Below are 16314 nucleotides of genomic sequence, written 5' to 3'. Positions count from 1 at the left end.
GCCCGGGATGTGTTCACCCTTGCGGGCCCGGACCAGGGGGAAAGCAATGAAGACGTCCATGCGCGCACGGGACGGTATGCCCTGTCCCTATCAGGGATCGGACGACGGCCCGCTCGAAGGCCCGGTGGATCTCAGCCGGTTGACCGACCGCGAGAAGCAGGTGCTCCTGCTCCTCGGGGGCGGCCCGTCCAACGGCGAGCTGTCCCGGCGGCTGAAGATCTCCGAGCGGACGGTCAAAGCGCATATCTCACGCATCCTGATCAAGACCGGCCAGAGCTCCCGCTTGCAGGCCGCCATGATCTCCGCCCTCTACCACCACCAGTTGTGCCCGTCGCCGAGCTGCCGGTGGAGCCCCGCGGCCGGCTCGCCGTCCCATGGCGTGGTGTCCGCCGCATAGCCGGACAACCGGACAAAGAGCACGCTGTGCCGTCCCTGAGGGCAACTGCCCTCGGGGCGGTGGCGCTCGGCGCGGGCGCCCGGCCCGCCACCCGGCCCGCGTGCGCGGCACCGCCGGTGGTCAGCGCGCGGAGGTCCGGTGCAGGACGAGGAGGTCGGCGGCGCCGCCGAGGACGACGTAAGTGGACTTGGGATGGCGGGCGGTGGCGTCCGCCAGTGCCTGCCGCGGGGTGCGGTTGTCGCGCAGTTGCACGGCGACGTAGTCCGGCGACAGCCCGCCGGTGTCACCGGTCCAGAAGACCCGGGTACGCCCGGTGAGGCGGCTCAGCGGCCGGATGTCGGACTCCACGCTCGCACCGTCGGGTATCCGGTCCAGCAGCTTCTCGGCGGCGGTGGCGTCCGGCGGGGTGCGGTAGGTGGCGCTTTCGGTGAGGCGGGCCAGCGGAAGCGTGGTGGTCAGCGCGAGGGCCACGGCCACGACGGCGGCCGGCAGATGGTGGGCGTACGAGCGCAGCCAGGGGCGGGCGGAGACCCGGGCCTTCGGCAGGGCGTCGATCAGCGCGAGGAAGACCACCGGCATCAGGACGGCGTTGTAGTGCCAGTCGATGCCCCAGTAGTGCGGCTCGTGGGACAGGAAGCGCCACCCCAGGGTGGGCAGCGCCACCAGCAGCAGAGGGGAACGCAGCGCGAGCAGACCGGTGGTGGGCAGCAGGACCCACAGCGTGGTGCGTATGGCCGTGTCGAGGGGAATGGTGAGGCCGCCGCCGTCCGCGCCGAACTTGCTCCAGTAGTCGTACGAGCCGGAGCCGTTGAACCCCGGTATGAGCACGCCGAGAGTGACGGCGGTGGCGGTGATGCCGAAGGCGACCAGCCCGATGGCCAACGGGCTGGCCCGCCGGGTCCGTAGCAGGGCGAGCGCCCCGATGACGGCCGCGGTCACCCCGAGGTCCTCCTTGACCAGCACCAGCGGCGCGGCCCAGCACACCACCGCGGTCCACCGTCCGCGCAGCACCGCTTCGAGCGCGAAGGCGATCAGCGGCAGCGCGAAGGCGATCTCGTGGAAGTCGAAGTCGACGGCCTTCTGCACGCCCCAGGACGTGCCGTAGGCGACACCGATCGCGAGGCCCGGGAGGCGGCCCAGGCGGCGGGCGGCGGCGCGGGTGACCGGTATCGCGGACAGCGCGAAGAGCGCGGCCTGCGCGATCAGCAGGGTCAGGGAAGAGGGGAACAGCCGGTAGAGAGGAGCGAGCACGACCAGTACGGGACTGAAGTGGTCGCCGAGGATGTTGGTGCCGGGCCCCTTGAGGTCGACGATCGGGGCCCCGAAGTGGGCGTAGCCCCGTATGGCCTGCTCGAAGATACCCAGGTCCCAGGAGGACGTGGACAGGGTGCGGAAGCGGTAGAGGGACAGCAGCGCGAAGGCGACGAAGAAGAACCCCGCCGTCCAGTACGGGTCGAGGCGAGGAGCACGCAGGGGAGCCGTCCGGGTCCGCAGGCGCTGCGCGGTGCGCCGCAGGCGTCCGGGCCGCTCCGGCGGTGGCGCGACGGTGGTCGCGGCCTCGTCGCCGGGCGGGGTGGCGGACCGCGGCGGTGGCACGGCACCGGCCGGGCCGGCGGTCCGGGGCGGGGGTACGGCGCCGACGTTCTCCCCAAGAATCCGTCCGGGGGCACCCCCGGCCGTTACTGCGGCCGTGTCCATGCGGATCCTCACTCTCCAGTGTCGAAAAGATACTCGAAGCAGCTCCCCGGACGGCCCGGCGGCCGCTGCGCTGAGACGGCGGGGGTGGCAGTGGGTCAGACGCCGGCGCGGGGCGGTCCGTTCCCGGGGCGGGAATGCGGGCGGCCCGGGACCGCGTAAGTCGCGGTTCCGGGCCGGTGCTGTGGAGAGCGATGTCGTTATAAGCCTTCGGTAGGGCGGTGGACTGTGGGCACCTCGATGCCGGTGCCGTCACCAGCGATCCCCCGGGCCGAAGGGCTGGCCGCTCTTGTCGCCACCCTTCGTGGTGGATCTGAAGTAATGCCGCGGGCCGCTGAGCAGATGGCGCCCATGGTCTGTAGAGCGCCATCGGCAAGCTGTGAGTCGAAGACCCACCCTCCCCGCAGATCAGTGCTGCTGATTGCGTACAGGGCGGGCCATACACGCCAAGACCGGTGACTCCGGCGACGGCTGTACGTTTCCGATGACCGTGTATCCCCATCCCTCGTACAGCCTCTGAACCTTCCCGTCGCCGGCGGCCGGGTTCACCATCAGCGTCGCGTACGGTTCCTTCCTCGTAGCCAGTAGTTCATCGTGGATGCGGCGCGCTAGGCCCTTGCCCCGCCATGACTGGATGACCCCGATCTCCTTCACCGCGACCGCGGGCACCGCCGTGTACACGACGGGGGCGGGTATGGCCATGCGAGCCCACCAACGGTCGGTCGGCGGCAGTAGGCATAGCCGAGCAGTTTCCCGCCCTCATGGGCGCCGCTACCTTTCCCTCGGATTTGCTGCCGAGGTAGCGGTCACGTCAGTACCTCCCGCTGGTATTGCGTCCAGGCGCGGGTGTGCGAGCTGTGTGGTGAGAACTCTCGCAGGCCGGAGCCGAAAGCGGCGAGGATGCCAGCCACGCGTGGATGTCTCACGACATTGAGCGGGACGCCCATCGCCGTGGCCATGGCGGGTTCCACCTCCTCTTGCCCTAATTGGGCCTGGGCGAGCGGGGCGGTGACGAGGGCGCGGTCGCGCTGCATGGAGGGACGGAGCAGGGTCAGGCTGCGGTGTGCCTGCGCTTCGGCCCGTTCGAAGTCGCCGAGACTGAGGTAAGCGGAGAGAGCGAGTTCGGCGAGTTCCGCTTGGTCGCAAACCGCGGTCATCCATACGGGTCGGTGGGCATGCGGGTCGGCGCGGTCGGCCGCGTCTTGAGCGTGACCGATGGTGCGTTCCACCGCAGACCTGTTGCCGGCCAGGCCGTGGATGGCTGCATGCCGGGCGTGCCCGAGGGCCGCGAACAGCGGGTCACGCCGGGTGACGGGCAGGGCCCGCGCAACATCGTTGGCGGCGAGAGCGTCCGATGGACGGCCCATGTGGCGGTACAGACTTCCCGCGTGGGACCAAATACGGAACTGGATCGTCTGATCGCCTGACATGGCGGCCAGGCTCGCCGCCCGCTCGTGGTGGTGTCGCGCCGCATCGAAGCGACGCCCGTCGATCGCTGCCCACATCGCGCTCGATGTGAAGGCGGCGGCCACCGCGTAGAGCTGACTGCGTACGCGCTGGCTGGTGGATCCGCGGCCCTGCAGGTCGACGGCTTCGGCGGAGAGGTCGAGGGCGCGGCTTTCGATGCCGCGAATGCCGCCGTGCTGGTGGTCACCGGCCACGACATCGGCGAATTTGCCCCGCAGCCGGGTGACGTCGGAGGCCCCCACACGGTGCGGTGCCGTGGCGACGGGGAGGGGGAGTGCGGTGGTGGCCACGGTGGCGGTGAGAAGGCTGCGGCGGTTCACGGGATCCTCCTGCGGCGGAGCCGAGGCGGATGCGACGCGGCCCCGGGGCACGAACCCCAAAGCGGCGGCCGGCAAGCCAGTGACTTGCTCGAGCGCGGTCCGCGTGGCGGACTTCGGCCACCGGACGCGGCCCGCCTTCCAGTCCCGCACCGACGAACCGTCCAGCCCTCCGAGCCTGCCGGTGAGGTCGCCGATGGCCTGATTGACCGCGTCGGCAAGCGTGTTGGAGCTGTAGCCGTGCTCTGCCATCCACGCAGTGAGTACCAGGGTTCGCGTGGTTTGCATGTCCGCACCGTAGACCCAGGAACAGCGGGCAGTCAGGTAAATAGGCGGTCAAATCCCCCTAGGGAGCGTGGAGAGAAAGCGATGGGATCGCACTAACCGCGGCCCAATGACGCCGCGTTAGCTGGTCAAAGCCGCCGATGTGCGGCGATCGGCTCACGTCAATTGGCTCCGGAAGGGACTTGATGAATTCGATGACGCAGGCGCACGCGCTCGGTCTGGGCCACCTCTCGCACCCTCTGCTCGGCCGATGGGTGATCGACCATGCCCATGGTGGCCGCATCGGGGTCTTCCGCGCACTCGCCCCCGACGTAACGGCACCGCGCCTCGGGCCGGTCCTCAGGGTTCCGGACACACCCCCGGTGGCCTGGCTTTCGCCGGAGGGCGGCGGTGTGGAGTGGACGACCGTCCCGGACGCGATCGAGGCCCTGAAGTGAGTGCTGAACGGCCGCCTGAGGTTGGCGACGAGGTCGAGTGCGGCCCGGGGCGTCTGGCCGTGGTGACGGACATCCGCAAGGGCGTCCTCTATCTGCGGGGTGCAGGGAGCCGGGAGTGGCCGGTTGAAGATCCCGCAGTCCTGGTGGTTTCGCGGACGCGGGCGGAGCGGATCGCAGCAGGCGATGTGTGGTGAGCGGACAGGCGCCATTCACAGGTCAACATCCCAGGGAGTCAGGAAGTATGGGCTTATTGATGCCTCATCCCGGGCGGCTTCCGACCCCACAGTTCGCATGGCTGGAGATCACCGGTTTCTGCAATCTGTCGTGCCGTCACTGCTACGCGGACTCGTCTCCGCAGGGCGACCACGGCACCATGACGGAGACGGACTGGCTTCGGGTCATCGACGAGCTCGCCTCGATGGCCGTTCGCGATGTGCAGTTCATCGGCGGCGAACCCACTCTCCACCCGAGTCTTCCGGCACTGATTCGCCATGCTCGCAGCAGACGCATGCGAATCGAGGTCTTCAGTAACCTCACGCTCATCTCGGACGCGGTATGGGAAGCGCTCCGGCTGCCGGATGTGCGGCTGGCCTTCAGTTACTACTCGGACGAGAGCCAGGATCACGATGACGTGACCGAGGCCCGGGGCTCACACAGTCGCACTCTCGCCAACCTCGAAAAGGCCAAGTCTCTCGGCATCCCGATGCGTGGCAGCGTGATCAAGGTGTTGGAGGGACAGCGTGGCGACGAGTCGCGCCGGCAATTGCTTGACATCGGTATGCGGGATGTCCGAACAGACAGGGTCCGGCCGTTCGGCCGTGCCGCGGGCGGCTCCCCACCGCGAATCTCGAAACTGTGCGGCCAGTGCGGACGGAACAAGATGGCCATCTCGCCGGAAGGTGACGTCTGGCCCTGGCTGTTCGCGCGCTGGATGGCTGTGGGCAACGTCCACCATCAAAGCCTTCGCGACATCTACAACGGGGCTCCCATGCAAGGGGCTCGCGAGGAACTGACTGCCGCCTTTCCCGAAAAGGCCTCGAAGCGGACGGCGATCCGAGTTGCCTTCCTGATTGCAATCCGTCGTTCGATACGTGCTCGCCGCAGCTCGCCTGCGCGCCAGATGCAGCCTGCACGCCGACCGAGGGCTCAGATCGTCTCAAGGATCCGATCATGTCGCCGCAACGGTCAGTGCGATACAGCAATCCGCGCATCGCAGGTACGGATTGCTGACGAGCCACACGGAGAGGTCAAGCACCTGCTGCATGGGTGGGATCCGGGGTGTTCCCGAGTAGCGTGGCCGCGCTCACCTGTTCCCGCGCCTTTGGAGAAGACATGAGCACGGCCGCCTCGGATCTCTATCTGGCCCGCCGCGATGCGTACGCAGGGTTCCTCAGCGCTGCCGACGCGGAATCGTCCGTCTGCTGGCGCAAGGCCGAGGGCCAATACGCCGGCTCCGAGGAGACCACGGCAGCGCAGGACGCGGCCTACATCGTGACCCGCGACAGCTACAACCGGATCTTGGTTGAGCCGGTCGGCCCGCACAAGGAAGCACTGGCCCTGATCGAGCAGATCCGGCTCCTCGGGCGGGCGACGAAGCAAGAACAGGACTGGGTCGGTTTCAAAAAGGCGCGGGAGGTCTTTGTGGACGCGGCCCGTATGTGCCTCAAGGACTCCTTGGGTGGTTGAGCCCCGACCGGCCCGGCGACGGATCTCGTCGCCGGCCGGTTGGCGCTGGGGCGCACGCAGCCGGTGAGGGCGGGCAATGAGCCGCCGCTCGGGAGCAGAACCGACCCCGCCCCAGATCGTTGGCCGAAGCAGTGGCCTGGGCCACGCCGACTCCATAGCATCGATCCACCAAGGTCGAGACTCCGTCGCACGATCTGCCGGGAGGCCAAGTGTTCCGCCGTAGGACAGCGCTCTCCGTATCCGCCACCGCCGCCCTGCTGGCCGCGGCCCCGTTGCTCGCGGCCTGCGGCAGCGACGCCCATCCCGGGGCCGCGGCCATCGTGGACGGGAAGCGGATCACCGTCTCGCAGCTGCAGGCGAAGGTGAAGGACGTACGCGCCGCCCAGGCCGAGTCCCCGCAGGGCGGCCAGATGATCACGAACACCGGGCGGCTGAGCCTGGCCACGCTCAACGGCATGATCTTCGACGAGGTGCTGGCCCGCGGCGCGAAGGACGCCGGGGTGACGGTCACCCGCCGCGACGTCCAGCGGTGGCGGGCCGAGGCCGAGAAGCAGGCCGGCGGCGCCGAGCGGCTGAAGGCGATGTGGCTCCAGCAGGGCGTCGCCCCCGACGAGGTCGACTCCACGGTCCGCAATCAGCTGCTGCTCGACGGCGTCGCCCGGCACCTCGGTGCGGACCGCGGCAAGCCGCAGGGGCAGCAGAAGCTCGCCCAGGCGCTGGCCAAGACCTCCCGGTCCATGGGGATCGACGTCAATCCGCGGTTCGGCAAGTGGGACGACCACCAAGTCATCCTCGGCGAGACCAAGGAAGCGTGGATCACCCGGGAGCCCGCGAAACAGCAGGCCTGAGAGGTCGGGCCGTACGGGGCGGTCCGTACGGGGCGGTCCGTAGGGGGTGGCCCATGGGCGCGGGGTCCCGTAGCGGGCGGCCCTCACGGGGCGGGCCGTACGGGGTGGGCGAAGGGGATCACGGGGGCGTCCGGGCCCTTGCCGGCCGGGGCCGGGCGTTGTCGGTGCGGTGCGTTACGTTCGAGGCGTGAACGCTGACGCCTCCTCCGCCGACACCGGCGCCGACGCCCGCCCCGAGGGCACCGGCACCGGACGCCTGGTTCTGCTCACCACCAGCCACCGGGTCGCCCCCGGACTCCTGTCATGGCCTGCCTGGCAGATCCTGCGCGGGGCGGACCGGGTGCTGTGCGCCGACCGGGACCATCCGCAGCTGCCCTATCTGCGGGAGGCCGGCATCGAGGTGGAGACGGCCGCCCCCGCCGCCCGCGAACTGGTCGACTACTGCGTGCCGGAGGCCCGTACGGCCGTCGTCCTGACCTCGGCGGACGGCGAGAGCGCGCTGACCGACGGCCTGGCCCGGCTGGCCGGCTCCGGCCGCGAGACCATGCCGGACCTGGAGCTGCTGCCCGGCTCCTACGACCTGCCCGGCGCCCGGCTGCTCGACCTCGTCCAGGTCATGGACCAGATCCGCGCCGCCTGCCCCTGGAGCAGCATCCGTACGCACCGCGACCTCGCCAAGTACGGCATCGAGGAGGCGTATGAGCTGGTCGAGGCCATCGAGGAGGGCGACCGCGAGGCGCTCCGCGAGGAGTTGGGCGATGTTCTCCTCCAGGTCGTCTTCCATGCCCGGATCGCCCAGGACGACCCCGATGAGCCGTTCTCCCTCGACGATGTCGCGGGCGGCATCGTCGAGAAGCTGATCCACCGCCATCCCCATGTCTTCGGGGAGGAGGACGCCGCGACCCCGGAGGACGTCAAGGCGCACTGGCTGCGGACGAAGGCCGAGGAGAAGCAGCGCGAATCGGTGACCGAGGGCATTCCGCTGGCCCAGCCCGGTCTGGCGCTGGCGGCGAAGCTCGCCTCGCGGGTCCGCACGGCGGGGCTCGATGTCGCGCCCCCGGCCGGCCAGGGCATCGGGTACGAGCTGCTGGCGCTGGCCATGCGGGCCGAGGCGGAGGGCGTGGACCCGGAGGCGGCACTGCGGGCGGCGGCGCGGGCCTACCGGGATGCGGTGGTGGCCGCCGAGGGCGGTGCCACCCCGGGCCGGTCCGGCGGATCAGGGCCGGGCCTGGCCTGAGGCCGGTGCGGCCGGGGCTTCCGTAAGGGGCGGGCGGAGCACCGGAGTTGACGCCTCCGGGTGCACCGCCTCCGTCAGAAGTGACCGGCGCCACAGCCTCCGTCACGAAGTGACCGGCGCAACCGTCTCCGTCACGAAGTGACCGGGGCCGCCGTTTCGGCGACGGACGCCGTTTCGCCGGCGGACGCCGGTGCCCGCTCGCCGCGGCTGCCCGCCGTGAGGCGGCGCCGTAGCCGGTCGGCGAGCCAGAGCCCCACGACCGCCAGGGCCAGCGCGGCACCCAGCACGCACACCCCGCCCCAGCCCGCCATGCCCCACACCACGGACGTCCGGGCCGAGCCCGCCGCCCCGCCCACGAAGTAGCTGGTCATATAGGCCGAGTTGAGGCGGTTGCGGGCCTCGGGGCGGACCGCGTAGACCAGATTCTGGTTGCTGATGTGGACCGCCTGCGCGGACAGGTCCAGCACGATCACCCCGGCCACCAGCGCTGCCAGCGACCAGGCACCGCCCGCCCCGCCGGCCGCCAGCAGGCCCCAGGACCCCAGCAGCAGGAATGCCGCGGCGCCGGTGACGTGGTGCGCCAGACCCCGGTCCGCCAGGCGCCCGCCCACCGAGGCGGCCAGTGAACCGGCCGCGCCCACCAGCCCCAGCAGACCGATGGCAGACTCCTGCCAGCCGTAGGCCGGTCCTGACATCAAGAACGCCAGCGCCGTCCACAGCACGCTGAAGCCCGCGAAGGTCAGCGCGCCCAGCGCGCCCCGCCACCGCAGCACCGGCTCCTGGGCGAACAGCGCCAGCGTGGAGCGCAGCAGCGCCGGATAGCGCAGCCCGGCGGTGGTGCGCAGCGCGGGCAGCCGGAGCCGCAGCAGCACCGCCATCAGCAGCATCAGCGCCGCGTCGACCCAGTACACGGTGCGCCAGCCGCCCAGCTCGGCCAGGAGTCCGGCGGCCGTACGGGCCAGCAGGATGCCCAGCAGCAGCCCGGTCATGACGGTGCCGACGGTCCGGCCGCGCTCGGCGGGCGCCGCGAGGGTCGCCGCGTAGGGCACCACGACCTGGGCGGCGACCGACGTCAGGCCGGTCAGGGCGGTGCCGGTCAGCAGGAGGGCGGCGTTCGGCGCGCTCGCGGTGACGATGAGGAAGGCCGCGGTCGCCGCGGTCAGGGTGACGGCCAGCCGGCGCCGCTCCAGCAGATCGCCGAGCGGGACGAGCAGCAGCAGACCGAGGCCGTAGCCGACCTGGGCGACGGTGACGACCAGCGCGGCGGTGGACGCGGACAGCTGGAGGTCGCGGCCGATGACGTCCAGCAGCGGCTGGGCGAAGTAGTTGCCGGCGACGGAGAGTCCGGCGGCGACCGACATCAGCAGCAGCGTGCCGCGGCCCAGCCCGGGGCGCGGGTCCGCCGCGCCTTCTGTGACCGGCCCCGGTAGGTGCGCGCTCGCCATGACATGACCTCCCCTGTACCGCCCGCGGCCACCGCGGCGGCGGGCACGTCCCAGCCTGGGCCCGTCGCATTGATGAGTCCAACACATCGTTGTCATCTCATCCATCGTGGATGGAGATCAGTGCTGGCTAGGATCGGTGGACATGGAGCTCCAGCAGATGCGCTATGTGGTCGCGGTGGCCGAGACCGGGGGGTTCACCCGGGCCGCCGAGCGCTGTCATGTGGTGCAGTCCGCACTCAGCCACCAGATCGCCCGGCTGGAGAAGGAGCTCGGGGCCCGGCTCTTCGACCGGACCAGCCGCAGCGTCCGGCTGACCACCGCCGGTGAGGCCTTCGTCCCGGTCGCCCGGCAGGCGCTGGAGGCGGCCGAGCGCGCCCGCGCGGAGGTGGCGGCGGCGACCGGGGAGGTGCGTGGCCGGCTCGCGGTCGGCGCGATCTCCACCGTCGCCGCCGTGGACCTCGCCCGTGAGCTGGGCGCCTTTCGCACGCGTTGTCCCCAGGTGCGGATCAGCCTCCAGATGGAGATGAGCGATGCGCTCCTGGAGAAGGTGCGGCAGGGCGTGCTGGACGTCGCCTTCGTCGGGCTGGTGCCCGGCGCCCGCACCGTCGGCGTACGGGAGAAGGAGCTGGCGCGCGGTGAGCTGGTCGCCGTCGTCCCGCCGGGGCATCCGCTGGCGGGGCGGGAGTGGACCACGCTGTCGCGGGTGGCGCGGGAGACCTTTGTGGACTTCACGGCGGGGTCCGCGGCCCGCCGGCAGCGCGACGAGGCGTTCCGTGCGGCGGGGCTGACCTCGGAGGTGGCCTTCGAGGTGACCACCCTGGAGTTCCTGGCGAAGCTGGTGCGGGCGGGCCTCGGCATCGGCATGGTGCCGGAGGCCATCGCCTCCGAGCTGTCCGGGCTGCACATCGTGCGGGTGCGGCCGGCGCCGGAGCGGACCGAGCGGGTGGTCTGGAGCGGCCTCGGCCCGTCGCCGGCGGCCGTGGCGTTCCTGCGGGGACTGGGGGTGGATCCGGCGTAGCGCGGGGGGTCAGTGGGCCCGGCCGGTGCGCGGGCGCGCCGTGGTGCGCCCAGCGGTTACGGTCGGAAGGTGCACGACAAGCCCCACGCCCCCTCCGCCGACGCCCCCGCGGGCTGCCCCGCCGCCGCGCCCGCCCCCGAGCTGTTCACCTGGGAGTTCGCCGCCGATCCCTACCCCGCGTACGCCTGGCTGCGCGAGCATGCGCCGGTGTACCGGACCGAGCTGCCCAGTGGCGTCGAGGCCTGGCTGGTGACCCGTTACACCGAGGCGCGGCAGGCGCTCGCCGACGGCCGGCTGTCCAAGAACCCGGTGCATCACAGCGAGGCCGCGCACGGCAAGGGCAAGGTCGGCATCCCCGGTGAGCGCAGCGCCAACCTGATGACGCATCTGCTCAACATCGACCCCCCGGACCACACCCGGCTGCGCCGGCTGGTCTCGAAGGCCTTCACCCCGCGCCGGGTCGCCGCCTTCGCCCCGCGGGTCCAGGAGCTGACCGACCACCTCATCGACCAGTTCGCGGCGAAGGGCGAGGCCGACCTCATCCACGAGTTCGCCTTCCCGCTCCCGATCTACGCGATCTGCGATCTGCTGGGCGTACCGCGCGAGGACCAGGACGACTTCCGTGACTGGGCCGGCATGATGATCCGGCACGGCGGGGGGCCGCGCGGCGGTGTCGCCCGGTCCGTGAAGAAGATGCGCGGCTATCTCGCCGAGCTGATCCACCGCAAGCGCGAGTCCCTGGGCGACACCGCGGAGCCGGACGAGGATCTGATCTCCGGCCTGATCCGGGCCTCCGACCACGGCGAGCACCTCACCGAGAACGAGGCCGCCGCGATGGCCTTCATCCTGCTCTTCGCCGGTTTCGAGACCACCGTCAACCTCATCGGCAACGGCATCTATGCGCTGCTGCGCCACCCCGCCCAGCGCGAGCTGCTCCAGAAGTCGATGGCGGCGGGCGACACCGAGCTGCTCACCACCGGTATCGAGGAACTGCTCCGTTACGACGGACCCGTGGAGCTGGCGACCTGGCGGTTCGCGACCGAGGAGCTGACGCTGGCCGGGCAGCGGATCGCGAAGGGCGACCCGGTCCTGGTGGTGCTGGCCGCCGCCGACCGCGACCCGGCACGCTTCGCCGAGCCGGACGTCCTCGATCTGACCCGTCGTGACAACCAGCACCTGGGATACGGGCACGGCATCCACTACTGCCTGGGCGCGCCGCTCGCCCGGCTCGAAGGACAGGCCGCTCTGGCGACGCTGTTGAACCGGCTCCCGGACATCCGGCTCGCCGCGGAACCGGACGATTTGCGCTGGCGTGGCGGACTCATCATGCGCGGACTGCGGTCGTTGCCGGTGGAGTTCGGGCCCGAGCGGCCCTGACCAGCGAAAAGGACAAAAGTGACGCTGAGTCAGTCGTGTGACCTTTACGTGATCTCCACTACACCGACTTGTGACTACCCGTGACCCCGGCTACCTTTCGACCGACGATCGACGGCTTCACTCGGTCGGCCGAAGCGGTGATGTGGGGGACCGGTGTAACGGTGTGCCTCGTGCGCGCCGGCCGGACGGGTGACCCGTCGAGCAGCTCGAAGAGCTCGTCGTACAACTCAACCGCCGCGCGAAAGGCATCCGCATGCGTTCCGGGAACGGCCGACATCGTCGCCCCCGTCAGGCACCGGCCATCTTTGTCACGGTGGGAGTGACCGGGGCCGGCATCGCCCTGCCACTGCTCGGTGCGAGCGGCGCTCACGCCGCCGACACCGCGACCTGGGACAAGGTCGCCCAGTGCGAGAGCGGCGGCGTCTGGAGCGCGGCCTCGGGCAACGGCTACTACGGCGGACTCCAGCTCACCCAGGAGCTGTGGGACACCTACGGCGGCGCGGCCTACGCCTCGCGCCCCGACCTCGCCAGCCGCTCCCAGCAGATCGCGGTGGCCCAGTCGATCCTCGACGCCCGCGGCCCGGACCAGTGGTCGAGCTGTGCGGTGAGCGCCGGTCTCGCCAAGGACGGGCGTGCGCCGGAGGTCGACCCGGGCAGCACCGCCACCCCCTCGCCCGCCCCGTCGGACGCGGACGGCTCCTCGGACCCCTGGGACTCGTCCGGTTCGTCCGGCGCGCACGACGACACGGACTCCGCCGGGCAGCAGCACGACGAGTCCGGCGACGAGCCGTCCGATCCGGCGCCCTCGCCCGACGCCACGGATTCCGACCGCTCCGGCGACGCGTCCACGAGCCCGGAGCCGTCCGACCCGGCGACGCCGGACGACTCGACGACGCCGGGCGACCGGGACCGCGACCCGTCGCAGTCCGCCGACCCGTCCGACGGGGGCAGCCGTCCGGACACCACCGGCACCCCGCAGGAGACGCCCGCGAAGGGTAAGCACCGCGGCGGTGCGGGCGACGACGAGGACAGGTCCTCGGGTGGCCGGCATGCCTCGCGGGGCGATGACGCGCACCGCACGGGCCCGGCGGCCGACGGCGACTACACCGTGCGGCCGGGTGACACGCTGTCAGCCATCGCCCAGGCCCACCGGCTGCCCGGTGGCTGGACCGCGCTCTACGAGGGCAACGAGGGCGTCATCGGCTCCGACGCGGACCTGATCAAGCCGGGCCAACTGCTCGATCTGGGGCACGCGGCAGGGTAGTTCGCCACCTTCGCCCGCTTTTGGGGAAAGTGAGACAAGGCTCTCGTTGACTAACGGTGAACCCCGGTTCGTCCCGCCTCATCGAACCGGGGTTCACCTGCGGATATGTGACCTGCCCGTGATCAAAAACGGTCAACTTGGTTCACATGATGGGGTTTGAACCCCAGGGCGGTTACTGCTTAACGTCAGGACCGCTCGCCAAAGCGGGCCCTTTGATCACACGCCGAATCCTGCCGGTGATCGGAGGCACTTGACGCGCAAGCGCCGAAGGCAGGAGCGGGGGACCCAAGGTACGTGCCGGCCCCACCCGTGAAAGCGGGTCCACCGGCTTGGGGTGAAGCCACGTGCGCCACGCGCACGCGGCCGGGCGATTTCTCACAGCCCGAACCCGACAGCTCACCTCGTAGGCGTCGGTGAGGAAACGAACGAACCATGCTGATCATCAAGGGCAAGCACCGTCGTCCGTCCAAGGCCGTCCGCGTCGCCACCCTCGCCGGCATCGCCGGTGCTGCCGTGGCCGTCCCGCTGATGGGTGCCACCTCCGCCTCCGCCGCCTCGGTCTCCACCTGGGACAAGGTCGCCCAGTGCGAGTCCGGCGGCAACTGGTCGATCAACACCGGTAACGGCTACTACGGTGGCCTGCAGTTCTCCAACTCCAGCTGGGCCGCCGCCGGTGGCACCAAGTACGCGCCGCGCGCCGACCTGGCCAGCAAGTCCCAGCAGATCGCCGCCGCCGAGAAGCTCCTCGCCATCCAGGGCCCGGGTGCCTGGTCCTGCGCCGGTGCCGGCAACCTGACCGCCGGTGGCCCGGCCGCCGACGTCGACACCTCCGGCTCCGCGCAGACCAAGTCCGCGCCGCAGCAGGACCAGGGCAAGACCGAGGCGAAGAAGGCCCCGGCCGCCCCCGAGCAGCACGCCTCGCGGTCCACCGAGCGCAAGTCCATGGGCCACGGCAACTACACCGTCAAGGCGGGCGACACCCTCGCCAAGATCGCCAAGGCCCACGGCAGCGACTGGAAGTCGGTCTACAAGGCCAACAAGTCGGTCATCGGCGGCAACCCGAACCTGATCTTCCCGGGTCAGAAGCTCAACGTCTGAGTCCCTCCCTCACCGGGACGCGGGCGGGCCCGAGCGGCGGGCCCCCTTCCCCCGTGAGACCGCCCCGCCCCGGCGCGCCCTTCCCCCGAGCGCGCCGGGGCGGGGTTTCTTCTGCCCGGGGCGGCGCCGGGGTGACGCCGGGCCGAGGCCGGGCCGGTGCCGGTGCGGGCGCACGCCGCTGACCGCTCCAGCCCGGCGAATGTTCCCGTTCAGCGAACAATGCGCCTAAGCGTCCCGTGAACGGGGTCTTCGGGGAGCTTTGCGCGGCTTTCCATCCCACAGAGCGGGCCAAGGGCAGGCGGACGCGCCCGGGGCCGTTAGGCTCATGCGCAGAACGCCAGACACCCACGAAGGAGACAACGTGCCGTCGATCGACGTCGTCGTAGCCCGCGAAATTCTCGACTCGCGAGGTAATCCCACGGTCGAGGTCGAGGTCGGCCTCGACGATGGCAGCACCGGCCGTGCCGCCGTCCCGTCCGGTGCCTCCACCGGCGCCTTCGAGGCCATCGAGCTCCGCGACGGCGACCCGAACCGCTACCTGGGCAAGGGCGTGGAGAAGGCGGTCCTGGCCGTCATCGAGCAGATCGGCCCGGAGCTCGTCGGCTACGACGCGACCGAGCAGCGGCTGATCGACCAGGCCATGTTCGACCTGGACGCCACCGACAACAAGGGCTCGCTCGGCGCCAACGCCATCCTCGGCGTCTCCCTCGCCGTCGCGCACGCCGCCTCCGAGGCCAGCGACCTCCCGCTGTTCCGTTACCTGGGCGGCCCGAACGCGCACGTCCTGCCCGTCCCGATGATGAACATCCTGAACGGCGGCTCGCACGCCGACTCCAACGTGGACATCCAGGAGTTCATGATCGCCCCGATCGGCGCGGAGTCCTTCTCCGAGGCGCTGCGCTGGGGCGCCGAGGTCTACCACACCCTCAAGAAGGTCCTGAAGACCAAGGGTCTGGCCACCGGCCTCGGCGACGAGGGCGGCTTCGCCCCGAACCTGGGCTCCAACCGCGAGGCCCTCGACCTCATCCTCGAGGCCATCAAGGAAGCCGGCTACGCCCCCGGCCAGGACATCGCGCTCGCGCTGGACGTCGCCGCCTCCGAGTTCTACAAGGACGGCAAGTACCAGTTCGAGGGCAAGGACCGCTCGGCCGCCGAGATGACCGAGTACTACGAGGAGCTGGTGGCGGCCTACCCGCTCGTCTCCATCGAGGACCCGCTGTTCGAGGACGACTGGGCCGGCTGGAAGGTCATCACCGACAAGCTCGGCGCCAAGGTCCAGCTCGTCGGCGACGACCTGTTCGTCACCAACCCCGAGCGCCTCGCCCGTGGCATCGACGAGGGCTCCGCCAACGCGCTGCTGGTGAAGGTCAACCAGATCGGTTCGCTGACCGAGACCCTGGACGCCGTCGAGCTGGCCCAGCGCAACGGCTTCAAGTGCATGATGTCGCACCGCTCCGGTGAGACCGAGGACGTCACCATCGCCGACCTCGCCGTCGCCACCAACTGCGGCCAGATCAAGACCGGCGCCCCGGCCCGCTCCGAGCGCGTCGCCAAGTACAACCAGCTGCTGCGCATCGAGGAGATCCTCGACGACGCCGCGGTCTACGCCGGCCGCTCCGCCTTCCCGCGGTTCCGTCACGGCAGCTGACCCGCAGGCGGCCCGCTGCCGGGCCGGTCAGGGCAGCAGGGGCTGATCGGGCGCGCCAAACCGCCCGGCACCCCGTACGTCCCCGGCGACGGTCC

General features: G+C 71.0%; 15 protein-coding genes and 1 riboswitch. Of the genes, 11 read left to right on the top strand and 4 right to left on the bottom strand.

The features are described 5' to 3' along the window. The first annotated feature begins 46 nt into the window (after positions 1 to 46). Positions 47 to 397: a helix-turn-helix domain-containing protein gene (locus tag K7C20_RS15175; protein WP_245171664.1), complete on the top strand. Its 351-nt coding sequence runs from the start codon at positions 47 to 49 to the stop codon at positions 395 to 397. A gap of 120 nt (positions 398 to 517) precedes the next feature. On the opposite strand, the gene K7C20_RS15170 is transcribed toward K7C20_RS15175, so the two are convergent. From K7C20_RS15170 to K7C20_RS15160, 3 genes are all read right to left on the bottom strand, one after another. Continuing rightward, complete coding sequence (locus K7C20_RS15170) at positions 518 to 2095, bottom strand: DUF2079 domain-containing protein (RefSeq protein WP_030080469.1); 1578 nt, start codon at positions 2093 to 2095, stop codon at positions 518 to 520. A 405-nt stretch (positions 2096 to 2500) separates the two neighbouring features. Next, the gene (locus tag K7C20_RS15165; protein ID WP_052414300.1) at positions 2501 to 2794 is read right to left on the bottom strand and encodes an N-acetyltransferase; all 294 of its coding nucleotides are present in this window, start codon (positions 2792 to 2794) and stop codon (positions 2501 to 2503) included. Positions 2795 to 2898: 104 nt separating this feature from the next. Next, positions 2899 to 4128 carry a hypothetical protein gene (locus K7C20_RS15160; RefSeq protein WP_245171661.1) on the bottom strand — a complete coding sequence of 410 codons (1230 nt, stop codon included), beginning with the start codon at positions 4126 to 4128 and terminating at the stop codon, positions 2899 to 2901. Between the two features lie 227 nt (positions 4129 to 4355). Here K7C20_RS15160 and K7C20_RS15155 point away from each other — a divergent pair, with 227 nt between their 5' ends. From K7C20_RS15155 to K7C20_RS15135, 5 genes are all read left to right on the top strand, one after another. Then, positions 4356 to 4598 (top strand): hypothetical protein, encoded by a 243-nt coding sequence (locus K7C20_RS15155; RefSeq protein ID WP_030080465.1) that lies wholly within the window; start codon positions 4356 to 4358, stop codon positions 4596 to 4598. A 241-nt stretch (positions 4599 to 4839) separates the two neighbouring features. Beyond that, positions 4840 to 5934, top strand: a complete 1095-nt coding sequence (locus K7C20_RS15150) for a radical SAM/SPASM domain-containing protein (RefSeq protein WP_107083497.1) — start codon at positions 4840 to 4842, stop codon at positions 5932 to 5934. Further along, entirely contained in the window at positions 5931 to 6284 is a 354-nt protein-coding gene (locus tag K7C20_RS15145) for a hypothetical protein (RefSeq protein ID WP_030080463.1), read from the top strand. The genes K7C20_RS15150 and K7C20_RS15145 overlap by 4 nt, the downstream gene beginning before the upstream one ends. A 209-nt stretch (positions 6285 to 6493) precedes the next feature. Further along, the gene (locus K7C20_RS15140; RefSeq protein WP_053210061.1) at positions 6494 to 7132 is read left to right on the top strand and encodes a SurA N-terminal domain-containing protein; all 639 of its coding nucleotides are present in this window, start codon (positions 6494 to 6496) and stop codon (positions 7130 to 7132) included. A gap of 187 nt (positions 7133 to 7319) precedes the next feature. Then, a complete protein-coding gene (locus tag K7C20_RS15135) occupies positions 7320 to 8369 on the top strand; it encodes a nucleoside triphosphate pyrophosphohydrolase (protein ID WP_078953481.1) in 1050 nt (349 codons plus the stop codon). A 131-nt stretch (positions 8370 to 8500) separates the two neighbouring features. Here the strand turns inward: K7C20_RS15135 and K7C20_RS15130 are convergent, their stop codons facing one another. Next, positions 8501 to 9814, bottom strand: coding sequence for an MFS transporter (locus K7C20_RS15130; protein ID WP_053210060.1), 1314 nt, complete (start codon positions 9812 to 9814; stop codon positions 8501 to 8503). Between the two features lie 142 nt (positions 9815 to 9956). On the opposite strand from K7C20_RS15130, the gene K7C20_RS15125 reads away from it, so the two are divergent. From K7C20_RS15125 to eno, 5 genes are all read left to right on the top strand, one after another. Next, positions 9957 to 10832, top strand: coding sequence for a LysR family transcriptional regulator (locus K7C20_RS15125; protein ID WP_030080457.1), 876 nt, complete (start codon positions 9957 to 9959; stop codon positions 10830 to 10832). A gap of 69 nt (positions 10833 to 10901) precedes the next feature. Next, positions 10902 to 12209 (top strand): cytochrome P450 family protein, encoded by a 1308-nt coding sequence (locus K7C20_RS15120; protein ID WP_030080456.1) that lies wholly within the window; start codon positions 10902 to 10904, stop codon positions 12207 to 12209. A gap of 253 nt (positions 12210 to 12462) precedes the next feature. Then, positions 12463 to 13473 carry a transglycosylase family protein gene (locus K7C20_RS15115; protein ID WP_030080455.1) on the top strand — a complete coding sequence of 337 codons (1011 nt, stop codon included), beginning with the start codon at positions 12463 to 12465 and terminating at the stop codon, positions 13471 to 13473. Positions 13474 to 13725: 252 nt separating this feature from the next. Then, a riboswitch (cyclic di-AMP (ydaO/yuaA leader) is annotated at positions 13726 to 13898 on the top strand. 7 nt (positions 13899 to 13905) lie between these two features. Continuing rightward, the gene (locus tag K7C20_RS15110; RefSeq protein ID WP_030080454.1) at positions 13906 to 14571 is read left to right on the top strand and encodes a LysM peptidoglycan-binding domain-containing protein; all 666 of its coding nucleotides are present in this window, start codon (positions 13906 to 13908) and stop codon (positions 14569 to 14571) included. 361 nt (positions 14572 to 14932) lie between these two features. Then, positions 14933 to 16219, top strand: coding sequence for a phosphopyruvate hydratase (eno, locus tag K7C20_RS15105; protein WP_030080453.1), 1287 nt, complete (start codon positions 14933 to 14935; stop codon positions 16217 to 16219). Positions 16220 to 16314 lie beyond the last annotated feature (95 nt).

The organism is Streptomyces decoyicus (genome assembly GCF_019880305.1).
Lineage (GTDB): Bacteria > Actinomycetota > Actinomycetes > Streptomycetales > Streptomycetaceae > Streptomyces > Streptomyces decoyicus.
Note: the sequence above shows the minus strand (reverse complement) of the source record. Positions and strands in the feature narration are given on the sequence as shown.

What these genes read in the sequence shown, in the direction of transcription:
- K7C20_RS15110 (WP_030080454.1), top strand. Translation starts at nt 13,906, where the DNA reads ATGCTGATCATCAAGGGCAAGCACCGTCGTCCGTCCAAGGCCGTCCGC.
- K7C20_RS15145 (WP_030080463.1), top strand. Translation starts at nt 5,931, where the DNA reads ATGAGCACGGCCGCCTCGGATCTCTATCTGGCCCGCCGCGATGCGTAC.
- K7C20_RS15175 (WP_245171664.1), top strand. Translation starts at nt 47, where the DNA reads ATGAAGACGTCCATGCGCGCACGGGACGGTATGCCCTGTCCCTATCAG.
- K7C20_RS15170 (WP_030080469.1), bottom strand. Translation starts at nt 2,095, where the DNA reads ATGGACACGGCCGCAGTAACGGCCGGGGGTGCCCCCGGACGGATTCTT.
- K7C20_RS15150 (WP_107083497.1), top strand. Translation starts at nt 4,840, where the DNA reads ATGGGCTTATTGATGCCTCATCCCGGGCGGCTTCCGACCCCACAGTTC.
- K7C20_RS15115 (WP_030080455.1), top strand. Translation starts at nt 12,463, where the DNA reads ATGCGTTCCGGGAACGGCCGACATCGTCGCCCCCGTCAGGCACCGGCC.
- K7C20_RS15160 (WP_245171661.1), bottom strand. Translation starts at nt 4,128, where the DNA reads ATGGCAGAGCACGGCTACAGCTCCAACACGCTTGCCGACGCGGTCAAT.
- K7C20_RS15155 (WP_030080465.1), top strand. Translation starts at nt 4,356, where the DNA reads ATGACGCAGGCGCACGCGCTCGGTCTGGGCCACCTCTCGCACCCTCTG.
- K7C20_RS15130 (WP_053210060.1), bottom strand. Translation starts at nt 9,814, where the DNA reads ATGGCGAGCGCGCACCTACCGGGGCCGGTCACAGAAGGCGCGGCGGAC.
- K7C20_RS15125 (WP_030080457.1), top strand. Translation starts at nt 9,957, where the DNA reads ATGGAGCTCCAGCAGATGCGCTATGTGGTCGCGGTGGCCGAGACCGGG.
- K7C20_RS15165 (WP_052414300.1), bottom strand. Translation starts at nt 2,794, where the DNA reads ATGGCCATACCCGCCCCCGTCGTGTACACGGCGGTGCCCGCGGTCGCG.